Consider the following 20,606-nt stretch of genomic DNA (forward strand, 5'->3'; position numbering starts at 1 on the left):
GGCTCACCGCGGTGGCTCGGGCCCCGTCGTCATGTCGGCGCCCCCGGCGGCGTTCGCATGGTGCGCATAGGCGGACGCGGGCCGCTCGGCACGCTCCAGGAGACCCGTGCGCGCGGCGAGGGCGGCCGCCTCAAGCCGTGACCCGACGCCCAGCTTCATCAGCACCCGCTGCACATGCGTGCGCGCGGTGCTCGGGGCTATCCCCATCCCCGCGGCGATCAGCCGGGTGTCCTCGCCGTCGGCGACCCGCACCAGGACCTCGACCTCGCGGGGCGTGAGCATCTGCAGCAGCCGCTGGCCCTCGTCGTCGGGCTGCGCGGCCGGATTGAGCAGTTCGCTGAAGGCGCCCTGCAGCAGCTGGGGCGCGACGGCGGCCTCCCCGGCACGCGCCTTCATGATGGCGCGCTCCACTCCTTCTATGCGCTCGTCATGGCGTACGTAACCGGAGGCGCCGGAGGCGAAGGCCGCGGCGATCCCGCGCGGGCTCGGCACCGGGCCGAGCACCACGACCGCCACCTGCGGACGCTCCCGCTTGATCTTCACCACCGGGTCGAACATGCCCGGTTCGGCCGGTGTGGCCGTCCCCAGGAGGCAGACCTCCGGAGCCCTGCTGATGACCAGCTCCGCCGCGCCCGCGGCGGGCGCGGCCGCGGCGAGCACCCGGTGCCCGCGCAGTTTCAGTGCCGAGGCGAGGGCCTCGGCGAGCAGTCGGTGATCGTCGACCACCATGAGCCGCACACCCATAGCAACCCCCCCAGTTCCCCGCGGGCCCCCCGACCCTTCATCCCCCGGAAGCTACACGCTTGTTCGAGGTTACGCGCCCCCTCCCGGTCAGAAGCGGCACGGAATGCCGAAATCCGAGCCATTCAGGGGGCGTTGGGAACGGTCGGGTGGTACGCGAACGGCGGCGGCCGCCCCCCGTTGCGCGAGGGGGCGCCCGCCGCCGTTCATGGCGCCGCGGAACGCACGGTTCCGGCGTTACTTCGCCAGGAAGCCGATCGCCACGTACTCCTTGTCGTCCTCCGAGTAGGGCTTGCTGAGCAGCTTCTTGCCCAGGAACAAGTGCCCGTTGCCGTAGAGGAGTTCGTTCGACTTGGGGACCATGCCGCTGATCGCCTCGGTGACCGACTCGGTCCCCGGGGTCTCCAGGAGCTTGGTCTCCTTCATCGTCTTGCCGTCGAGCGAGACGACCTGGGCACCCTGCTTGTAGCTGTGCGCCTTGTACGCGAGGACGTTGCCGCCGTCCATGCGGATCGGGAAGATCTCGCCGTTCTCACCGGCGTCCGCGCGGTCGCTGGTGGGCTTGCCGGTGGCCAGCGAGAAGGACACGATCTCGTTGGTGCGGTTGTAGCTGTCGCCGCTGCCGTCGTGCGGGCGCGTCGGGACGTAGAGCCGGTCGTTGCCGACCGCGATCGCCTTGCAGGCGTTGACCATGTTCACACCGCAGTCATGGTCGTACTTCCCGTCCTCCAGGGAGATCTTGGCGCGCAGCTTGCCGTTGCTGCCGAGCGAGAAGACGTCCGTGACGCCGGAGGCCGTGATCTTCGTGGTGTCCTGGCCGAAGACGACCGGGTTCGTCGAGATGATCTTGGCGTTGTCGATGCCGGGGGCGATCGGGTACGTCCACTTGTCGTCGCCGGTCTTCGGGTCGAGGAGCTGGACCTTCAGCGTCTCGTCGCCGTACGTGCCGCACTTGCGGACCGCGACGAGCTGGTCGCCACCGGCGTAGCCGACGTCCTTGCACTTGCCGACCTTCGGCGCCCACAGGGACTTGCCCGTGACGTCCCAGGCGGCGCCGCCGCTGGAGGTGCCCGCACCCGCGGCGATCGTGGTGCCCGAGATGGTGACTTCCTTGAACGTCGCCTTCATGCCGTTGGTCTCGGCACTCTCGGTCCAGAGCTTCTTGCCGGACTTCAGGTCGACCGCGGAGACGTTGCTGCAGTCCTCGTAGTCGCCCTTCTTGTTCCGCTTGGCCTCTTCGGTGACGATCGCGGCGATGCCGTCATCGGTGACCTCGGGCGACATCGCGCAGGCCATGCCGGAGAGCGGGATCGTCCACTTCTTCTTGCCGGTGTCCGGGTCGTAGCCGTTCAGCTCGTTGACGCCCGCCTTGGCGTAGACGTCATCGGTGAGCGCGGATCCGGTGGCGTTCCAGATCTGGTCCTTGGGGACCTTGGGCTGCGGGAGCTGCATGAGCACCTTGGCCGAGGCGTCGGCCGGGGCCTTCTCCTTGGCCGGGCCCTGCTCGGGCAGGGCGTTGCCGCCCTCCTTGCCGCCCTTCCCGCCCTTGCCGCCCTTGCCGTTCTTGCCGCCGGACTCCTGCGCGGTGTTCTTGGAGTCGTCGTCCTTCGTCGAGGCGTAGAAGACACCGCCGCCGACGATCAGCGCGATCGCGGCGACCGCCGCGATGATGATCGTCGTCTGGCTGCTGATCTTCTTGCCGCCACCGCCGGAACCGGAGTCGCCGGGCTGCGGCTGCATCGGCATGGTGGGCGGCTGCTGGTAGCCCTGCTGGTACTGCTGCTGGTAGCCCTGCTGCTGATACTGCGGCTGGGCGGGCTGGGTCGGGTAGCCGTAGCTCTGCGGGGCCTGGGGGGCCTGCGGGGCCGGAGGCGTCTGCGGGTAGCCGTAGTTGGGCTGCCCGGCCGGGGGCGCCGGAGGTGCCGCGGGCGGCGGGGCCTGCGGGGGCTGGCCGGGGGGCGTCGGCGGGGCCACGGGAGGCGCCGCGGGCGGCGGCGTCTGCGGGTAGCCGTACGACGGGTCGGGGGCCTTGCCGAAGCCTCCGGGCGGAGGGTCCTGCGGGGCGCCGAATCCGCCCTGCGAGGGCCCGTTCGGTGGCTGCTGAGGTGGCTGGGGCGGCTGGGTCATGACGTCGTCAATTCCTTGGGACGAGAGCGGTCGAGCGAATGACTGGGTGGGGGCGCGTCACTTGCCGAAGGCGAGCATCAGCTTCGCCTGCGTGGTGGTGCGCATGATGTTGGTGGTCGAGATGTAGAAGCGACCGTCCACGTAGTCGACGTCCTTCGAGTAGAAGCCGCTCTCGATCCGCGACGTGCCCTTGGGGTGCTGCAGAAGGGTCTTGGGCTGGTGCGAACCGGACGTCGCGATGGAGACCACGCGGCCGCCGGAGTCGTACGACGGCTTCACGTACGCGATCAGCGAGCCGTCCTCCATCTTCAGCGGAAGCATCGTTTCGTCCATCGGCGACTTGACCCGCCAGGCCTCCTTGCCGGTGGCCAGACTGAACGCGACGATCTCGTTGGCGCCGCTCTTCTTGTCGGTCGGCAGGTAGATGTACTGGTCGTCCGTCGTCACGCCCAGGCAGCCCGCCAGCTCACGGCCGAGGATCGCGGTGTCGCACTCCGGCGCGTAGTTCTCGTCGGTGATGACCTCGGAACGGGTCTCGTCGCTGTTCTCCTTCAGCACCGAGACGTTCCACTTCTTCTTGCTCTCATTGGTGAGGTACACGACCGTGGGGCTGACCGAGTAGACCTTCTCGACCCGCCAGCCCTTGGGGAACTTCTTGGTCCACAGGGCGCGCCCGGTCTTCGGGTCGAGCTGCTGGAGCTCGTCGTGCTCGGTGGGCGTGCTCGCGCCGCAGGACAGGGCCATGATGAGCTTCTTGCCACCGGCGAAGCCGTTGGGGAAGCAGGTGCCCTCGTCCTTCTTCTTCGCGACATAGAGCTTCTTGCCGTCGCTCATCCGCAGCGCCGTGCCGGACTGGTCGCGGCCGACCATCAGCACGTCGCCGACGAGCTCCAGGTTGCTGGAGAGGGCCGAGTCGAACAGCCCCTCCTTCTTGACCGGCTTGCCCCAGCCCTTGTCACCGGTCTTCAGGTCGACGACCTGCATCTGGTTGCACTCGGCGCCGCTCTGCGAGCCGTCCTTGTACGCGACGACGATCTTGCCGTCATCGGTGGCCGTCTCGGTCGCGGCGCAGATCTTCTCCGGGAACTCGATGGCCTTCCAAGCGGTCCTGCCGGTCTGCACGTTGTAGGCGAGGAGCTGCTTGTACGCGGCCTTGACCACGATGTCGCCCTGGATCCACATGCCCGGGGCGTCGCCGCCGGAGCCGGGCACCTTGGGCGCTTCCTTGTACCAGAGGACCTTCGCCTCACCGGCCTTGCGGCCCGCGTTGAGGTTCTCCTTGCCCTCGTGGCCGTCGCCGCTGCCGTTGCCCGGGTTGACCGGGGCGGAGGCGGTGGGCTTTGGATCCTTGTTCTTCGCCTCGGGCTTCTTCTCGCCGCCGTCGTCACCGCTGACGACGGCATACGTGACACCGCCCGCGACGAGCAGCGCGGCCACGGCCGCGGCAACGATCACCACGAGCTTGTTGCGCTTGCCGTTGCCGTTGCCGCCGCCGGGCGGGGTGCCGGGGCCGGGGAACTGCGGCTGCGTCGGCGCCTGCGGATATCCGTACTGCGGCTGGTTGCCGTACGGACCGGGCTGCGTCGGCTGGTCGTAGGGGCCGGGCTGCTGCGGCTGGCCGTAGGGGCCCGGCTGCTGCGGCTGGGCGTAGGGGCCCTGCTGCGTCGGCTGGCCGTACGGGCCGGGCTGCTGGGGATAGCCGTAACCCGGCTGGGGCTGCTGCGGGTAGCCGTATCCCGGCTGGGGCTGCTGCGGCGGCTGGCCCGGTGGCTGTGGTGGCTGACCGGGTGGCTGCTGCGCACCTGCCTGGCCTGGATCCTGCGGTGCTCCGAAACCGCCGGACGACGGCTGGTTGGGCGGCTGAGTCATCAGCGCTCCCCCCTTCACTGATTTTTCGGCACGCCAAAGGGTGCTTTCAGGTCAGCCTTTCTATCACCTTGCACCCGTACCACACGGGGCCGGTCCTGTCCCTGTACCCAAGGGAGGACCGGCCCGTGATGCGTCCGTTACGCGAGCTCCACGGGAGCTCTACGCGTCCTCCGCCAGCTCCAACCAGCGCATTTCCAACTCGTCGCGCTCGCCGATCAGTTCACGGAGCTCGGCGTCCAGTTTAGCGACCTTCGCGAAGTCCGTGGCGTTGTCGGCGATTTGTGCGTGGAGCTTGGTCTCCTTTTCGGAGACCTTGTCCAGCTGCCGCTCGATCTTCTGCAGTTCCTTTTTGGCCGCACGGGCGTCCGCGGAGGAGACCGTCTTCGCCGCCGCGGACTGCGCGGGGGCGGCCGCGGGAGCCGACGGGGCCGCGGCCGCCGCCATCCGCTTCCTGCGCTCCAGGTACTCGTCGATGCCGCGCGGCAGCATCCGCATCGTGGCGTCACCCAGAAGCGCGAACACCTTGTCCGTCGTCCGCTCGACGAAGAACCGGTCGTGGGAGATCACGACCATGGAGCCCGGCCACCCGTCGAGCACGTCCTCCAACTGCGTCAGGGTCTCGATGTCGAGGTCGTTGGTGGGCTCGTCGAGGAAGAGGACGTTCGGCTCGTCCATCAGGAGGCGGAGCAGCTGCAGCCTGCGCCGCTCACCGCCGGAGAGGTCGCCGACCGGCGTCCACTGCTTCTCCTTGTTGAACCCGAACGTCTCGCAGAGCTGCCCCGCGGTCATCTCCCGGCCCTTGCCCAGGTCGACGCGCTCGCGGATCTGCTGCACGGCTTCGAGGACCCGCAGCGTCGGCCGCAGCTCGGCGACCTCCTGCGAGAGGTAGGCCAGCTTCACCGTCTTGCCGACGACGACCTTGCCGTCCGCGGGCTGCACGTCGCCCTCGCTGCGGGCGGCCTCGGCCATGGCGCGCAGCAGCGACGTCTTGCCCGCGCCGTTCACACCGACCAGGCCGATGCGGTCGCCGGGGCCGAGCTGCCAGGTCAGGTGCTTCAGGAGCAGCTTGGGCCCGGCCTGGACGGTGACGTCCTCCAGGTCGAACACGGTCTTGCCGAGCCGCGTCGTCGCGAACTTCATCAGCTCGCTGGTGTCCCGCGGCGGCGGCACGTCCGCGATCAGTTCGTTCGCCGCCTCGATGCGGAACTTCGGCTTGCTGGTGCGGGCCGGAGCGCCGCGGCGCAGCCAGGCCAGCTCCTTGCGCATCAGGTTCTGCCGCTTGGTCTCCTCGGTGGCGGCGATGCGCTCACGCTCCGCGCGCGCGAAGACGTAGTCGGAGTACCCGCCCTCGTACTCGAAGACGGAACCCCGCTGCACGTCCCACATGCGGGTGCACACCTGGTCGAGGAACCAGCGGTCGTGCGTCACGCAGACGAGCGCCGAGCGCCGCGTCCGCAGGTGCTCGGCCAGCCACGAGATGCCCTCGACGTCGAGGTGGTTGGTCGGCTCGTCGAGCACGATCAGGTCCGGCTCCGCGATGAGCAGCTTCGCGAGCGCGATGCGCCGCCGCTCGCCGCCGGAGAGCGGGCCGATGACGGTGTCGAGCCCCTGCGGGAAGCCCGGCATGTCGAGCCCGCCGAAGAGCCCGGTCAGCACGTCCCTGATCTTGGCGCTGCCCGCCCACTCGTGGTCGGCCATGTCGCCGATGACCTCGTGCCGGACGGTGGCGGCCGGGTCGAGTGAGTCGTGCTGCGTCAGCACGCCGAGCCGCAGCCCGCCGTTGTGCGTGACGCGGCCGGTGTCCGCGTCCTCCAGCTTGGCGAGCATCCGGATCAGGGTCGTCTTCCCGTCGCCGTTGCGCCCCACGACGCCGATCCGGTCCCCCTCGGACACACCGAGCGAGACACCGTCGAGCAGGGCACGGGTGCCGTACACCTTGCTGACTGCCTCGACATTGACCAGATTGACGGCCATTTCACTCCTGACAGGGGGGACGATCGACTTTCCAGCGTAGTCGCCCGCGCGAGTGACCCTTCGGCCGTCCGCCCGGAGGGATCAGAGCAGCATCGCGCCCGGTGCGGGCGACTGGGCGACGCGTGCCGCACGGCAGGTGCCGGATGCCCGCAGCGCGTCCGCCACCCGCTCCGCGGAGTCCAGGTCCCGGGCGAGGAACGCCGTGGTCGGGCCCGATCCGGAGACCAGCGCGGCGAGGGCGCCCGCCGCCGTGCCCGCCGCGAGGGTGTCGTGCAGGGCGGGGAAGAGGGACAGGGCCGCGGGCTGCAGGTCGTTGCTGACCGCGGCGGCGAGGGCGTCGACGTCACCGTCGCGCAGGGCGGCGATCAGGGCGGGCGAGGCCTCGGGGGCGGGCGCGGCCGGGGTGAGCCGGTCGAACTCGCGGTACACGGCGGGCGTGGAGAGGCCGCCGTCGGCGACGGCGAACACCCAGGAGAAGGCGCCCCCGACGTCCAGCACCTCCAGCTTCTCCCCGCGCCCGGTGCCGAGCGCGGCGCCCCCCAGCATGCTGAACGGCACGTCGCTGCCGAGCTCGGCGCAGATGTCGTTCAGTTCCCCGTAGCTGGCCCCGGTCCCCCACAGCGCGTCGCACGCCACGAGCGCGCCCGCGGCGTCCGCGCTGCCGCCCGCCATGCCACCGGCGACGGGAATGTCCTTGGCGATGTGCAGGTGCACGTCGGGGGCGATCCCGTGCCGGGCGGCCAGCAGCTCCGCGGCCCTGGCGGCCAGGTTCGTCCGGTCCAGGGGCACTTGGTCGGCGCCGGGCCCCTCGCAGGTCACCCGCAGCTCGTCGGCGGCCGTGACGGTGACGTCGTCGTAGAGCCCGACGGCGAGGAAGACGTTGGCGAGGTCGTGGAAGCCGTCGGGGCGCGCGGCGCCCACCGCGAGCTGGACGTTGACCTTCGCGGGAACCCGTACCGTCACGCTCACGCCCCGGCCCCCTTGTGCTCAGCGATCCGCGCGAACTCCTCCACGGTGAGCGCCTCGCCGCGCGCCTGCGGCGAGACCCCCGCGGCGACCAGCGCGGCCTCCGCGGCGGCGGCGGACCCGGCCCATCCGGCGAGGGCGGCCCGCAGCGTCTTCCTGCGCTGCGCGAAGGCGGCGTCGACGACGGCGAAGACCTCCCGCTTGGAGGCGCTGGTCTTGACCGGCTCGGCGCGCCGCACCAGGGAGACGAGCCCGGAGTCGACGTTGGGCGCGGGCCAGAAGACGTTGCGCCCGATGGACCCGGCGCGCTTCACGTCCGCGTACCAGTTGGCCTTCACGGACGGCACCCCGTACACCCGCGAGCCCGGTCCCGCGGCGAGCCGGTCGGCGACCTCGGCCTGCACCATCACCAGGGTGCGCTCGATGGTCGGGAAGGTGTCGAGCATGTGCAGCAGCACGGGCACGGCCACGTTGTACGGGAGGTTCGCGACCAGTGCGGTGGGCGCGGGGCCCGGCAGCTCGCCCACGAGCATGGCGTCGCTGTGCACGAGCCCGAAGGAGCCGGTCTTCTGCGGGAGGCGGGCCTGCACGGTCGCGGGCAGCGCCCCGGCGAGCACGTCGTCGATCTCGACGGCGGTGACGTGGGCCGCGGTCTCCAGCAGGGCCAGGGTCAGGGACCCCAGGCCCGGGCCGACCTCGACGACGACGTCGTCCGGGCGGACCTCCGCGGTGCGGACGATGCGCCGTACGGTGTTGGCGTCGATGACGAAGTTCTGGCCGCGCTGCTTGGTCGGGCGTACGCCCAGGGCAGCGGCCAGCTCGCGGATGTCGGCGGGGCCGAGGAGGGCGCCGTGCTCAGTGCTCACCGCACCAGGTTACGGGGGCAGGCACCTACAGCCGACCGCCGCAGTGCGGCCACGGGCTCGCGCCGCGTTGGACGTACAGCTTCTTCGCCCGGAACGTCTGTTCCGCCGCCGGTGCGTGCTGCGGGCTGCCCGAGCCGCCGAGCGCCTGCCACGTCCTCGTGTCGAACTGGTAGAGGCCGCCGTACGTCCCGGACGGATCCACCGCCCCGGCCCGCCCGCCCGACTCGCAGTGCGCGAGCGAACCCCAGTTGAGGTCGTCCGCCCCGGCCACCGACATGGGCATCTGCTTGGTGCCGACCTTCACCACCCGCTTCTGCGGCTCCCGCACCACCTCGGCCCCGACCCGTCTCGGCTTCTGCTTGACGCCGTTCACCGTCCGCACCGTGTACGTGACCCGTCTGACGCCCTCCTGCCCGGCCTGCGCCACCACCTCCGTGCCGCGGAAGAGCGACGGGTCCTCGGTCTTCTCCACCTCGAACGGGATCTGCTCCTCCCGCACCTCCTTGGTGCCGGTGACCCGCATGACGGTCACCGTCTGGCCGTCGCGCGGGAAGCTCTCGGGGGCGACCGACGTCGTGTCCTGCCCCCGCAGCGTCACCCCGGACTCGGCGACCGCCTCCTGCACGGTCGCCGCGTTCGTGCGGATGGTCCGCTCCCGGCCGTCCGCCATGATCGTGACGGTGCGTTCCGTGCGGACGTCGAGCGCCAGCCCGTCCCGCCCGATGCGGCTGCTGCGCGACGCCGACAGGTGTGCGCCCTCCGCGCGCACCCCGAGCTGCTGCAGCGCCCCGTCCACCGTGCGCGCCGTGGTCCACACCCGGCGGCGCTCCCCGTCGAGGGTGAGGTGGACGGGCCTGCCGTAGCGGACGGCGATCTCGTCGCCGCTGGCCAGGGCGGTACTGGAGGTGGGCGCGACGATGTCGTGGTCGCCGACGGCCACGCCCTCGTCGGCGAGGAGTTCACCGACGTCGTCCGCGAAGGTGTGCAGGGTGCGCGGCTTGCCGTCGACGATGAGCTGCACGGCCTTGTCGTTGGCGACGAACGCGGACGTGCCACCGGCGAGGAACGCCACGACGAGGGCCTGCGGCACCAGGCGCCGCATCGCGTCGTGCCGTTCGGGGGCCGCGGCCCCGCGGGAGGACTTCCTGCCGCGCCCGCCGCGCCGCGCCCCGGCCCGCCCGGGGGCGGGAATCTGCACGCAGTCCGGTTCGGGTTCAGGTTCTGGAGCCGGGTCCGGCCCCGGATCCGGTGCCTCGTAGGGGTACGGCACGTCCTGCCACTCGTCGTGCGAGGGCTCGTACGAGGGCTCGTACGACGGCGGGCTGTACCGCGGCTCGTACGCCGGGGCGTACGTCGTTTCGTACGCCGTCTCGTACGTCTCGTACTGCGAGTTGCTCACGATGACGCTCCAGGGGTCCGTACCGGGCGGACAGAACCTAGCGGAGCTCTCGTCACTCTCCAAAGCAGCACGGCTACGCTGTGTCGCCGCGTTGACCTGAGCTGCCCCCGTGCGGGGCCCGTGGCGTTATCGGTCAGTAAGCAAAGGCGCGCGCGGTGTTCGCGGAGACGGCCGTGGCCATGGCGTCCTCGTCGATGCCGCGAATTTCGGCCATGGCGCGCACCGTGACCGGAATGAGATACGGGGCGTTGGGCCGTCCGCGGTACGGGGCGGGCGTGAGGAACGGCGCGTCGGTCTCCACGAGGACCAGTTCGAGGGGGGCGACGGCCAGCGCGTCGCGCAGCCCCTGGGCGTTCTTGAAGGTGACGTTGCCCGCGAAGGACATGAAGTAGCCGTGCTCGGCGCAGATTTGGGCCATGGCGGCGTCGCCGGAGTAGCAGTGGAAGACGGTGCGCTCGGGGGCGCCCTCCTCCTTCAGGACGCGCAGCACATCGTCGTGGGCCTCGCGATCGTGGATGACGAGGGCCTTGCCGTGCCGCTTGGCGATCTCGATGTGGGCGCGGAACGACCGCTCCTGGGCGGCCATGCCCTCGGGGCCGGTGCGGAAGTGGTCGAGGCCCGTCTCGCCGACGCCGAGGACCTGCGGCAGGGCGGCGAGCCGGTCGATCTCGGCGAGCGCCTCGTCGAGGGCGGCGTCGCCGCCGGGCGCACGTTCGCCCTGGCGGGACCAGCCGTCGGGGTCGCCGAGGACGATGCGGGGCGCCTCGTTGGGGTGCAGGGCGACGGTGGCGTGCACGCTGTCGTGCGCGGCGGCGGTCTCGGCCGCCCACCGTGATCCGCGGACGTCGCAGCCCACCTGGACGACCGTCGTGACGCCGACCGACGCGGCCTTGGCGAGGCCCTCCTCCACCGTGCCCGACTGCATGTCGAGGTGGGTGTGGGAGTCGGCGACCGCCACCCGGAGCGGTGCGGGCAGGGGCGGCGGCACGTCGGCGTTCTTCGAAGGCATGCCCCGATCCTACGAAGGAGCCCGCGGACCGCCCCCGAAACCCCCCGCCGCCCTCAGTGCTCCCTGCGGTGCTGGAAGGGGTGCAGCAGGTCGGACAGGTGCCAGTGGTGACGCTCCGAGCCGTCGCCGTCACCGCCCGGCTCGACCGCGTCCACGGGCCCTGCCTGCTTCCCCACGCTCTTGCCCGCGTGCTGCCGCCGCATCATGTCCAGCACCGACGACACCTGCCCGGCCCGCATGATCCGCACGACGTGGCCACCGCAGTTCAGACACGTGGGCCGGGTCAGCGGCGACGGGACGCGCGCGCCGTCCGCGTGGTACAGCACGAATTCCTGGCCCTTGACGTCCACGTGGTGCTCTATCTCGTAGGACTGTTCCCAGCCGTGCCCGCACCGCATACAGGCGAAGGCATACGACTCGTGAACGACGTTTGTCGCCGTGGTGGGGTGGCCGGTGTCTGCGATCTCACTCATGCCAGCTGCTCCTCTTGCCCGAGGGACAAGCACTGCCGGAGTCCGGGAAGGATCCCGGACCGGAAGCGTGGGGACGGGTGCGTCCCTTCAACCAGTGGACGCCTTTCCCGGAGCGAGCGCATCAGACCTGTCGAGCATTGGAGCCGTTTTGGCCTTTCCTTAGGAAAGAGGCCTGAAAAGAGCCTGGTGCGCGGCCCGCGCTTTGCTTTTCACGATAGTCCTTTGCCTGCCGATGGGGCGCCTCGATCCGCATTCTTTGCCGCTACGACGGCATCGAAGACGTCGCGTTTGGGAAGGCCCGCTTCAGCGGCCACCGCGGCGATCGCCTCCTTGCGTCGCTCGCCCGCCTCCTCGCGCACCCGCACCCTGCGCACCAGCTCATCGGGGCCGAGATCCCCGGCGCTCTTCTCGGGCGCGCCCTCCACGACGACGGTGATCTCGCCACGTACGCCGTCGGCCGCCCACTCGGCGAGCTCCTTCAGCGAACCGCGCTTGACCTCCTCGTACGTCTTGGTCAGCTCGCGGCAGACCGCGGCCCTGCGCTCCTCGCCGAACGCCTCGGCCATGGCGACCAGCGTGTCGTCGATGCGGTGCGGCGCCTCGAAGTAGACGAGCGTCCTGCGGTCCTCCGCGACCTCCTTCAGGCGCGAGAGCCGCTCGCCCGCCTTGCGCGGCAGGAAGCCCTCGAAGCAGAAGCGGTCCACGGGCAGCCCCGACAGGGCGAGGGCGGTGAGCACGGCGGACGGGCCGGGCACGGCCGTCACCCGCACGTCCCGCTCCACGGCGGCCGCGACCAGGCGGTAGCCGGGGTCGGAGACGGACGGCATCCCCGCGTCCGTCACCAGCAGCACGCGCGCGCCGCCCACCAGTGCCTCGACCAGTTCGGGCGTGCGGGCGGTCTCGTTGCCCTCGAAGTACGAGACGACGCGCCCGCCCACCTGCACGCCGAGCGCCTGGGTGAGCCTGCGCAGCCGCCGCGTGTCCTCGGCGGCGACGACATCGGCCGACGCCAGCTCGGCGGCGAGCCGCGGCGGCGCGTCGGCGACATCGCCGATGGGGGTGCCTGCCAACACAAGGGTTCCGGGGGAATCAGCGCTTCCTGTCACGGATCCATCCTCGCAGGGCCCACGGGCGGGACTCGCACAGTCTGGTTCCCTACGATGGCGCGGTGACCAGTACCGCGTCTTCCCCGGACACCCGTGAGGGCCAGGCAGCCGAGGAGCAGCAGCCCCCGTGGCAGCGGCGGCTGCGCCGATTCGGCCATGTGGAGCGGCCGAGAGAAGACGTCGGGGCGCGCCTCGTGCCCGCCTACACACGGCCCAGCCCCCGCCTGTGGATGACGCTCGGTCTGTCGAGGCGGGCCGCGGACCAGGTGGTCCGGCTGTCCGGCTGGGTCGGTCCGCTGCTGATCACGCTCGTCGCCGGGGTGACCCGCTTCTGGAACCTCGGCAATCCGAAGGCCGTGATATTCGACGAGACGTACTACGCGAAGGACGCCTGGGCGCTCATCCACCGCGGCTACGAGGTCAACTGGCCGGAGAAGATCAACGGCGACGTCCTGAAGCAGGGCGGCGACATCGCGATCCCGCACGACGCGTCGTACGTGGTGCATCCGCCGGTCGGCAAGTACGTGATCGGCGTCGGCGAATGGATGTTCGGCTTCGACCCGTTCGGCTGGCGGTTCATGACGGCGGTGCTCGGCACGCTGTCGGTGCTGATGCTCTGCCGGATCGGGCGGCGGCTCTTCCGCTCCACGTTCCTCGGGTGTCTGGCGGGCGCGCTGCTCGCGGTGGACGGGCTGCACTTCGTGATGAGCCGCACGGCCCTGCTCGACCAGGTCCTGATGTTCTTCGTGCTCGCCGCGTTCGGGTGCTTCCTGATCGACCGGGACAAGGCGCGGGCGCGGCTCGCGGCCGCCCTGCCCGTCGACGAGAACGGGCGCGTGCGCCCCGACGCGGACATCGCACAGACGCTGCGCCTGGGGTGGCGGCCGTGGCGGTGGGCGGCCGGGCTCTGCCTGGGGCTCGCCTTCGGCACCAAGTGGAACGGCCTGTACGTCATGGTCTTCCTCTGTCTGATGACCGTCTTCTGGGACGTGGGCGCGCGCCGGGTGGCCGGGGCGGTGCGGCCCTACCGCGCGGTGCTGCGGCGGGACGTGCTCCCGGCGTTCGTGTCGACGGTGCCGGTGGCCCTGGCCACGTACGTGGTGTCCTGGCTCGGCTGGATCCTCTCGCCCGCGGACGGCAGCGGCGGCTACTACCGCGACTGGGCGGCGACGGCGGGCAAGGGCGGCGGCTGGACCTGGCTGCCGGACTGGGTGCGCAGCCTGTGGCACTACGAGCACGCGGTGTACGAGTTCCACGTGGGCCTCTCCTCGCCGCACACCTACCAGTCCAACCCGTGGAGCTGGATCGTCGACGGCCGGCCCGTCTCGTACTTCTACGAGTCGCCGCTGCCCGGCAGGGACGGCTGCCCCTCGGACACCACGGAGAAGTGCGCCCGCGAGGTCCTCGCGCTCGGCACGCCGATGCTGTGGTGGGCGGCGGGCTTCGCGCTCCTGTACGTCCTGTGGCGGTGGATGTTCCGCCGCGACTGGCGGGCGGGCGCGATCCTGTGCGGCGTCCTGGCGGGCTATCTGCCCTGGTTCTTCTACCAGGAGCGGACGATCTTCTACTTCTACGCGGTCGTCTTCGTGCCGTTCCTGTGTCTCGCGGTGGCGATGACGATCGGTGCGATGCTCGGGCCGCCGGGGTCGAGTGAGCGGCGCCGGGTCGTGGGCGCGGCCGCGTCGGGCGTTCTGGTGCTCCTCATCATGTGGAATTTCATCTACTTCTGGCCGATCTACACGGGCACCGCGATCCCCATCGATTCCTGGCGCTCCCGCATGTGGCTCGATACGTGGGTGTAATCCACCGCGCGCAATAGACCCCGCGTACACCCGGTGTAATACACATCTTGGACACCTTCGGATAACGACAGTCCCATACATCACCCTCGTCCCCCCGGGCCCTTTAGGGTTCAGGGCGAACGACCTTCCCGAATACGTTCGGGAGGGCTCCTGGGGAGGGGGCGCATCGTGCGCAAAGGAGTAAAGGCCGCGCTGGTCGGCGGGGTCTTCACGGTCATGGTGGGGGGCGCCGGATACGGCGCGTACAACCTGGTGAACGGCGTGACCGGGGACGGGGGTTCGCCGGGGTCCGAGTCCGCCGAGGTGAAGTCGGGGCCGCCCACGGACGACGAGGTCAGGGAGACGGCCGCGAAGTTCCTCGCGGCCTGGGCCGACGGCGACGCCCGGCAGGCCGCGGCGTACACGAACAACTCCGGGGAGGCCGCGGCCGCGCTGACCGGGTTCCGCGAGGACGCACACCTGACGAAGGCGAAGCTCGTGCCGGAGAAGGCGTCGGGCGCCCGCGTGCCGTTCTCCGTTTCGACAACGGTGTCGTACAAGGGGAAGAGCAAGCCCTTCGCGTACGACTCCCAGCTCACCGTCGTCCGCGGGAAGACCACCGGGCGCGCGCTCGTCGACTGGTCACCGGCCGTCGTCCATCCCTCGCTGGAGAAGGGCGACACCCTCGTCACGGGCGAGGCGGCCACCCCGCCCATCCAGGCCGTGGACCGCGCGGGCACCGTCCTGCGCAAGAAGGACTACCCCTCGCTCGTGCCTCTGCTGGACGCACTGCGCGAGAAGTACGGAGAGAGCGCGGGCGGCAAGCCGGGCGTGGAGCTGTACGTCGAGCGCGCGAACGAGGACGCGGGCTCCCGCACGCTGCTCACCCTCGCGCAGGGCAGGCCCGGCAAGCTGCGCACGACGCTCAGCGCGGGCACGCAGAAGGCGGCGGAGCAGGCGGTCCTGCGGAGCGACGAGTCCTCCGTGGTCGCGGTGAAGCCGAGCACCGGCGAGATCCTCGCGGTCGCCAACAACCGCAAGGACGCGTTCAACGCGGCGTTCCTCGGCACGAGTCCGCCCGGCTCGACGATGAAGATCGTGTCGGCGGCGATGCTCATCGACAAGGGCGTCACCAAGGCGAGCGGCCCCGCGCCCTGCCCCGCGTCCGCGACCTGGCAGAGCCAGACGTTCAACAACCTCAAGGGCATGACGCCGAACGAGTCCGCGACGTTCTCGGAGGACTTCGCGCGGTCCTGCAACACCGCGTTCGTGAAGCTCATCGACGAGGACGGCGTCTCGGACGCGTCGCTCTCCGAGCAGGCGCGGAACAACTTCGGTCTGGGCCGGGGCGACTGGAAGGTCGGTGTCCCGACCTTCGACGGCCGCATCCCCGAGTCCACCGGGCCCAACCGTGCGGCGAACGCCATCGGTCAGGGCGAGGTGCAGATGAACCCGCTGAACATGGCGTCGGTCACGGCGACGGCGATGACGGGCGCCTTCCACCAGCCCGTGATCGTGCCCGCGTCCCTCGACGACCGCGACCTGGCCACCGCGCAGGGCCTGCGCGCCTCCACCGTCCAGCAGCTGCGCCAGATGATGAACCGCACGGCGGTCAGCGGCACCGGCGCACGCGCCATGGCGGGGCTCGGCAGCGACGTCGGCGCGAAGACCGGATCGGCCGAGATCGACGGCCACGAGACGTCGGACAGCTGGTTCACGGGATACCGGGGCGACGTCGCGGCGGCCGCGATGGCGGAGCGGGGCGGGCACGGCGGCGACTCGGCGGGGCCGATCGTGGCGGCGGTGCTGGGCGCAGGGTAATAGGTCCGGGCGTGCGTCGCCCGGCCGGGCGACGAAGTGGTCAAGGGCTTCTCCGTACGCCTCTAAGGTGGCCTTCCGGTGAGGAGCCGGGGGTTCTGGGGAACTGCGGAGGGTTTGTGGGCAAGCGAAGGCGCGCCACGGAGCGCAAGAGTGCCGGCGTCGGCGTCGGAAACATGAAGGTGCACCCGGGTGTGCTCGGCGGGGCGGCTGCCGTGGTCGTGTGCGGCGTGGGGGCCGCCGCGTTCGCGCTGTCCGGCGGCTCGGGTTCCGGGGACGGTTCGAGCGTCGACGAGAAGCCGGTGGCCTCGGGCCCGCCGAAGCCCGCCGAAGTCCGCTCCACCGCGCGGGCGTTCCTGACCGCGTGGGCCGAGGGCGATGTGGCGCGGGCGGCCGCGCTCACGGACGACACCACGGCGGCGAAGCAGGCCCTGACGTCCTACCGCAAGGACGCCCACCTCACGAAGCCCGTCCTGACGCCGGGCAAGCGCGCGGGCGCCGACGTGCCGTTCAAGGCGGCGGCCACGGTCTCGTACGAGGGAAAGAGCAAGCCCCTCTCGTACGAGTCCGAACTCACCGTCGTCCGCAGGAAGAGCGACGGCAAGACGCTGGTCGGCTGGCAGCCCTCGGTGCTGCACCCGGAGCTGAAGCAGGGCGACCGGCTGGTCACCGGCGAGGCGGGCGACCCGCCGATCAAGGCGGTGGACCGGGACGGGGCGGAGCTGACGGCGGCGAAGTACCCGTCGCTGGGCACGGTCCTCGACGGGCTGCGCGAGAAGTACGGCAAGAAGGCGGGCGGCAAGGCGGGCGTCGAGCTGCGGGTGGTCCGCGCGGACAGCGGGAAGAAGTCCGGGTCCGCCACGGCGAAGAAGAAGGACGACGCGAAGTCGACGCCCGACAAGACGCTGCTCACGCTCTCCCCCGGCACGCCGGGGACGCTGAAGACGACGTTCAGCGGTTCGCTGCAGTCGGCCGCCGAGCGCGAGACCACCAAGCGGCAGCGGGCGTCCGTGGTCGTCGTGAAGCCCAGCACGGGCGAGATCCTGGCCGCCGCCAACTCCAGACCCGGCGGCTTCAACACGGCGTTCCAGGGGTCCATCGCGCCCGGCTCCACGATGAAGGTCATCAGCTCGTCGATGCTCCTGGAGAAGAAGCTCGCCGGGGTCGACAAGAAGCACCCGTGCCCCAAGTACGAGACGTACGGCGGCTGGAAGTTCCAGAACGACGACAAGTTCCAGATCAAGAACGGCACGTTCCGGGCGAGCTTCGCGCGGTCCTGCAACACGGCTTTCATCAGCCAGGCCAAGAAGCTGGAGAACGACTCCCTCACCAAGCAGGCCCAGGAGGTCTTCGGCCTCGGCCGCGACAACTGGTCGATCGGCGTCTCGTCCTTCGACGGAGCGGTGCCGGTGCAGAGCGACGCCCAGATGGCGGCCTCGCTCATCGGGCAGGGCGGGGTGCGGATGAACCCCCTCAACATGGCGTCGGTCGCGGCGACGGTGAAGTCGGGCACGTTCAGGCAGCCCTACTTGGTCTCGCCGGACGTCGACGACCGCGAGCTGGCGACCGCGTCGCGCAAGATGTCGGGCTCGACGGCGTCGGCGCTGCGGGACCTGATGCACTACACGGCGGTCGCGGGCACGGCGGTCGAGCCGATGTCGGGCCTCGGCTCCGACATGGGCGCGAAGACCGGCTCGGCGGAGGTCGACGGCCAGAAGAAGCCCAACGGCTGGTTCACGGCGTACCGGGGCGACCTGGCGTCGGCGGCGGTCGTCCAGGAGGGCGGCCACGGCGGGGACTCGGCGGGGCCTGTGGTGCGGGCGATGCTGCAGGCGGGCGGTTGATGCTCCCGGCCGGGGGCTGAGGTCACTCGGCGGACGGTCACTCGACGGACGCTCACTCGGTGGACGCCGCTGTCCGCTATGCGGATACATGGTCGCGTGCCTCGTACACGGACCGCTAGCGTGCCGGGCATGAGCGCTGAAGCACCCGGTGCGCCCGACGCACCCGACGCCCCTGAACCGTCACCGTCACCGTCCCCATCCGCATCCGCATCCCCGTCCGACGCCCACCCCCGATTCGCCGAGGCCCTGCTGGAACTGGGCCTCGGCGATCTGCTTCCCCGGGTCCGCCGCTTCCCGGAGCAGACGCGCACCGCGGCGGAGGCGGCAGCGGCCATCGGCTGCGAGCTGAGCGAGATCTGCAAGTCGCTCATCTTCGCGGCATGGGGGTCCCCCCTGCTCGAGCAAGGTCGAGAGCTTGGGGGAGGCGTCCCCGTCCTGGTCCTGATGGACGGCTCCTCGCGAGTGGACCTGGATCTCGTACGCCAGGAACTGGGCGCGGAGAAGGTGACCCGGGCCAGGGCGGACCTCGTCCGCGAGACCACTGGGTACGCGATCGGCGGCGTGCCGCCCTTCGGTCACGCCACGAGGACCCGCGTCCTCGCCGACCGCTCGCTCCTGGACCACGAGGTGGTGTGGGCGGCGGCAGGTACGCCCTATGCGGTCTTCCCGATGGCACCCAAGACGCTGATCGCCCACGCGGGCGGCACGCTGGTGGACGTGCGCGAGACCGCGAAGTGACCCCCCTGGTAGCGGCGGCCGTCCTGCTCGCCGCCGTCACGCACGCGTGCTGGAACGCGATAGCCCACCACATCACCGACAAGCTGGTCGGCTTCACCCTCATATCCGGCGGCGGCACGCTGATCGGCCTGCTCCTGGCCCCCTTCGTCCCGATCCCGGACGCGGAGGCCTGGCCGTACCTGATCTTCTCGGCACTCCTCCACGTCGCCTACTACGCCCTGCTCATGCGGTCGTTCAAGCTCGGCGACTTCGGCCAGGCCTACCCCATCGCGCGCGGCACGGCGCCCCTGGTCGTCACCGTCCTCGCGGCGCTCTTCGCGGGCGAGGTCCCGGACAGCTGGCAGGCGGCGGGCGTCGCCGTCTCGTGCGCGGGCCTGACGGGCCTCGCCCTGTGGGGCATCCGGGGCTCGGGCCGCCGCCCCGACTGGGCGGCGATCGGCGCGGCGCTGGCGACGGGCGTCTCCATCGCGGCGTACACGGTGGTGGACGGCCTCGGCGTACGGGCCTCCGGCTCCTCCATGGGCTACATCGCGTGGCTGATGATCATGGAGGGCATCGCGGTCCCGGTGTACGCGGCGTACCGCTGGCGCGGCGAACTGATCCCGCGCCTGCGCCCGTTCGCCCTCGTCGGCCTCTGCGGCGCGGCCCTCTCGGTCTCCGCGTACGGCCTGGTCCTGTGGGCCCAGACGAGAGCGGACCTGGCACCGATCTCCGCACTCCGCGAGTCCTCGATCATCGTCGGCGCGGCGATCGGCGCGATCTTCTTCAAGGAACGGTTCGGGGCACCGCGGTTGGTGGCGGCGGGGCTGATGGTGGCGGGGATCGGGTTGATGTTGCATGCGGGGTAGTGGGGGCTTGGCGTAGGGGGCCAGGCAGTCCCCGGGTCAGCCCGCCGCCGGTTGTGCTGGGCTCAGTCCCACACAGCGGCGGCACGCCCTCACCGATGTCGCCACCACCGCGTGGGACGCCGCCGCCAGGACGCCCGCCGCTGCCAGCAGGAGCCAGTTCGTGGCGAGGACCGCCGCGACGGTCAGGGAGAGGGCCGCCACCGCCATGGCCGCGCTGGCCGTCGTGCCGACCCATGCGACCGTCAGCGGCAGGCGGTGCGGGGTGGGCAGGCGGCGGGCCAGGGCGCCCGTGGCCGCCAGCGTTGCCGCCGCCAGCAGGGCGGCCAGCGTGGCGATCAGGGCCAGGTGCGCTGCCAGTTGCTGCCAGAGCAGGTCGCCCCGCGCCAGATACCAACAGGCCAGCAGGAACGGGACCGTCAGCGTGAGCGTCCGGGCCGTGTGCCGCGCCTGGGCGATGGTCAGTTCATGCTGGCAGGCGGGGGCCAGCTCCTCGACCGTGCCGAAGTCCCGTACCGCGAGGCGGGCCGCCTCCGCCTCCGGTACGCCCGACTCCACGAGCGCCTCCGCCGTGCCCAGCAAGCCGTCCCGCATTTCCTCCAGGAGGCGGGACTTGGCCCTGGGCGGGCCCAGCAGGGTCGCACTCAGCCTCGCCACGTGCTCCTCGACGGGGTCCCGGGGCGCCGCGACGCTCATGTGGCCAGGCCCGGCTGCGTACCCGGCTGCGTGCCCGGATTCAGGACCGCGCCGATCGCCGTCGTGAACTCCGTCCACGCCGCCCGTTCACCGGTCAGCGAAGCCCGTCCCGCGTCGGTCAACTCGTACGCCCTGCGGCGCCGCTCACCGGACGCCGACTCCCAGCTGCTGCTCAGCAGACCGAGCCGCTCCAGGCGGTTCAGCGCCGGATAGATCGTGCCCGTACGCAACTCCAGCGCGCCGCCGCTGCGGCGCTGCACCGCGGTGATGATCGCGTACCCGTGCAGCGGGCCCGGCTCCAGCACGGCCAGCAGCAGTCCGTCGAGGTGCCCTCGCACCGCATCCGCCTTCATG

The 20,606-nt window shown here is 71.2% G+C and carries 17 protein-coding genes; 5 read left to right on the forward strand and 12 right to left on the reverse strand.

From position 1 onward, the window contains the following. Positions 1 to 3 precede the first annotated feature (3 nt). The 10 genes from ABZV77_RS29600 to rsmI all read right to left on the reverse strand — a co-directional run bounded on the left by ABZV77_RS29600 (position 4) and on the right by rsmI (position 12,497). Positions 4 to 744 (reverse strand): LuxR C-terminal-related transcriptional regulator, encoded by a 741-nt coding sequence (locus ABZV77_RS29600; protein WP_356263147.1) that lies wholly within the window; start codon positions 742 to 744, stop codon positions 4 to 6. 234 nt (positions 745 to 978) lie between these two features. Then, entirely contained in the window at positions 979 to 2,868 is a 1,890-nt protein-coding gene (locus tag ABZV77_RS29605; protein WP_356263150.1) for a PQQ-binding-like beta-propeller repeat protein, read from the reverse strand. Between the two features lie 57 nt (positions 2,869 to 2,925). Then, positions 2,926 to 4,737: a PQQ-binding-like beta-propeller repeat protein gene (locus tag ABZV77_RS29610; RefSeq protein ID WP_356263153.1), complete on the reverse strand. Its 1,812-nt coding sequence runs from the start codon at positions 4,735 to 4,737 to the stop codon at positions 2,926 to 2,928. A 159-nt stretch (positions 4,738 to 4,896) separates the two neighbouring features. Then, positions 4,897 to 6,711, reverse strand: coding sequence for an ABC-F family ATP-binding cassette domain-containing protein (locus ABZV77_RS29615; protein WP_356263156.1), 1,815 nt, complete (start codon positions 6,709 to 6,711; stop codon positions 4,897 to 4,899). Positions 6,712 to 6,792: 81 nt separating this feature from the next. After that, on the reverse strand, positions 6,793 to 7,680 hold the full coding sequence (locus ABZV77_RS29620) for a 4-(cytidine 5'-diphospho)-2-C-methyl-D-erythritol kinase (RefSeq protein WP_356263159.1): 888 nt from the start codon (positions 7,678 to 7,680) through the stop codon (positions 6,793 to 6,795). Further along, on the reverse strand, positions 7,677 to 8,543 hold the full coding sequence (rsmA, locus tag ABZV77_RS29625) for a 16S rRNA (adenine(1518)-N(6)/adenine(1519)-N(6))-dimethyltransferase RsmA (protein ID WP_356263161.1): 867 nt from the start codon (positions 8,541 to 8,543) through the stop codon (positions 7,677 to 7,679). The genes ABZV77_RS29620 and rsmA overlap by 4 nt, the downstream gene beginning before the upstream one ends. A gap of 25 nt (positions 8,544 to 8,568) precedes the next feature. After that, a complete protein-coding gene (locus ABZV77_RS29630) occupies positions 8,569 to 9,942 on the reverse strand; it encodes a ubiquitin-like domain-containing protein (protein ID WP_356263164.1) in 1,374 nt (457 codons plus the stop codon). Between the two features lie 133 nt (positions 9,943 to 10,075). Then, on the reverse strand, positions 10,076 to 10,951 hold the full coding sequence (locus ABZV77_RS29635; protein WP_356263167.1) for a TatD family hydrolase: 876 nt from the start codon (positions 10,949 to 10,951) through the stop codon (positions 10,076 to 10,078). A 53-nt stretch (positions 10,952 to 11,004) separates the two neighbouring features. Continuing rightward, entirely contained in the window at positions 11,005 to 11,424 is a 420-nt protein-coding gene (locus tag ABZV77_RS29640) for a hypothetical protein (RefSeq protein ID WP_356263170.1), read from the reverse strand. A gap of 209 nt (positions 11,425 to 11,633) precedes the next feature. Continuing rightward, positions 11,634 to 12,497, reverse strand: coding sequence for a 16S rRNA (cytidine(1402)-2'-O)-methyltransferase (rsmI, locus tag ABZV77_RS29645; RefSeq protein WP_356263615.1), 864 nt, complete (start codon positions 12,495 to 12,497; stop codon positions 11,634 to 11,636). 95 nt (positions 12,498 to 12,592) lie between these two features. Between rsmI and ABZV77_RS29650 the strand changes: the two genes are divergently transcribed. From ABZV77_RS29650 to ABZV77_RS29670, 5 genes are all read left to right on the forward strand, one after another. Then, a complete protein-coding gene (locus ABZV77_RS29650; protein WP_356263172.1) occupies positions 12,593 to 14,332 on the forward strand; it encodes a phospholipid carrier-dependent glycosyltransferase in 1,740 nt (579 codons plus the stop codon). Between the two features lie 168 nt (positions 14,333 to 14,500). Beyond that, the gene (locus tag ABZV77_RS29655; RefSeq protein WP_356263175.1) at positions 14,501 to 16,132 is read left to right on the forward strand and encodes a penicillin-binding transpeptidase domain-containing protein; all 1,632 of its coding nucleotides are present in this window, start codon (positions 14,501 to 14,503) and stop codon (positions 16,130 to 16,132) included. Between the two features lie 173 nt (positions 16,133 to 16,305). Continuing rightward, positions 16,306 to 17,973: a penicillin-binding transpeptidase domain-containing protein gene (locus ABZV77_RS29660; protein ID WP_356263178.1), complete on the forward strand. Its 1,668-nt coding sequence runs from the start codon at positions 16,306 to 16,308 to the stop codon at positions 17,971 to 17,973. Between the two features lie 129 nt (positions 17,974 to 18,102). Beyond that, on the forward strand, positions 18,103 to 18,711 hold the full coding sequence (locus ABZV77_RS29665) for a YbaK/EbsC family protein (RefSeq protein ID WP_356263180.1): 609 nt from the start codon (positions 18,103 to 18,105) through the stop codon (positions 18,709 to 18,711). Continuing rightward, entirely contained in the window at positions 18,708 to 19,559 is an 852-nt protein-coding gene (locus ABZV77_RS29670) for a DMT family transporter (protein WP_356263182.1), read from the forward strand. The genes ABZV77_RS29665 and ABZV77_RS29670 overlap by 4 nt, the downstream gene beginning before the upstream one ends. A 36-nt stretch (positions 19,560 to 19,595) precedes the next feature. On the opposite strand, the gene ABZV77_RS29675 is transcribed toward ABZV77_RS29670, so the two are convergent. Together ABZV77_RS29675 and ABZV77_RS29680 are read right to left on the reverse strand one after the other, a co-directional pair. Then, positions 19,596 to 20,252 carry a permease prefix domain 1-containing protein gene (locus tag ABZV77_RS29675; RefSeq protein ID WP_356263185.1) on the reverse strand — a complete coding sequence of 219 codons (657 nt, stop codon included), beginning with the start codon at positions 20,250 to 20,252 and terminating at the stop codon, positions 19,596 to 19,598. Then, positions 20,249 to 20,605, reverse strand: coding sequence for a helix-turn-helix transcriptional regulator (locus tag ABZV77_RS29680; RefSeq protein ID WP_356263187.1), 357 nt, complete (start codon positions 20,603 to 20,605; stop codon positions 20,249 to 20,251). Before ABZV77_RS29680 ends, ABZV77_RS29675 begins: the two co-directional genes overlap by 4 nt. Position 20,606 lies beyond the last annotated feature (1 nt).

This window comes from Streptomyces sp. NPDC004732, from assembly GCF_040609235.1.
GTDB lineage: Bacteria > Actinomycetota > Actinomycetes > Streptomycetales > Streptomycetaceae > Streptomyces.

Bases quoted from the DNA above. Each gene is read 5' to 3' on its own strand.
- ABZV77_RS29600 (WP_356263147.1), bottom strand. From the start codon at position 744: ATGGGTGTGCGGCTCATGGTGGTCGACGATCACCGACTGCTCGCCGAG.
- ABZV77_RS29605 (WP_356263150.1), bottom strand. From the start codon at position 2,868: ATGACCCAGCCGCCCCAGCCACCTCAGCAGCCACCGAACGGGCCCTCG.
- ABZV77_RS29610 (WP_356263153.1), bottom strand. From the start codon at position 4,737: ATGACTCAGCCGCCCAACCAGCCGTCGTCCGGCGGTTTCGGAGCACCG.
- ABZV77_RS29615 (WP_356263156.1), bottom strand. From the start codon at position 6,711: ATGGCCGTCAATCTGGTCAATGTCGAGGCAGTCAGCAAGGTGTACGGC.
- ABZV77_RS29635 (WP_356263167.1), bottom strand. From the start codon at position 10,951: ATGCCTTCGAAGAACGCCGACGTGCCGCCGCCCCTGCCCGCACCGCTC.
- ABZV77_RS29640 (WP_356263170.1), bottom strand. From the start codon at position 11,424: ATGAGTGAGATCGCAGACACCGGCCACCCCACCACGGCGACAAACGTC.
- ABZV77_RS29660 (WP_356263178.1), top strand. From the start codon at position 16,306: ATGAAGGTGCACCCGGGTGTGCTCGGCGGGGCGGCTGCCGTGGTCGTG.
- ABZV77_RS29665 (WP_356263180.1), top strand. From the start codon at position 18,103: ATGAGCGCTGAAGCACCCGGTGCGCCCGACGCACCCGACGCCCCTGAA.
- ABZV77_RS29675 (WP_356263185.1), bottom strand. From the start codon at position 20,252: ATGAGCGTCGCGGCGCCCCGGGACCCCGTCGAGGAGCACGTGGCGAGG.
- ABZV77_RS29680 (WP_356263187.1), bottom strand. From the start codon at position 20,605: ATGAAGGCGGATGCGGTGCGAGGGCACCTCGACGGACTGCTGCTGGCC.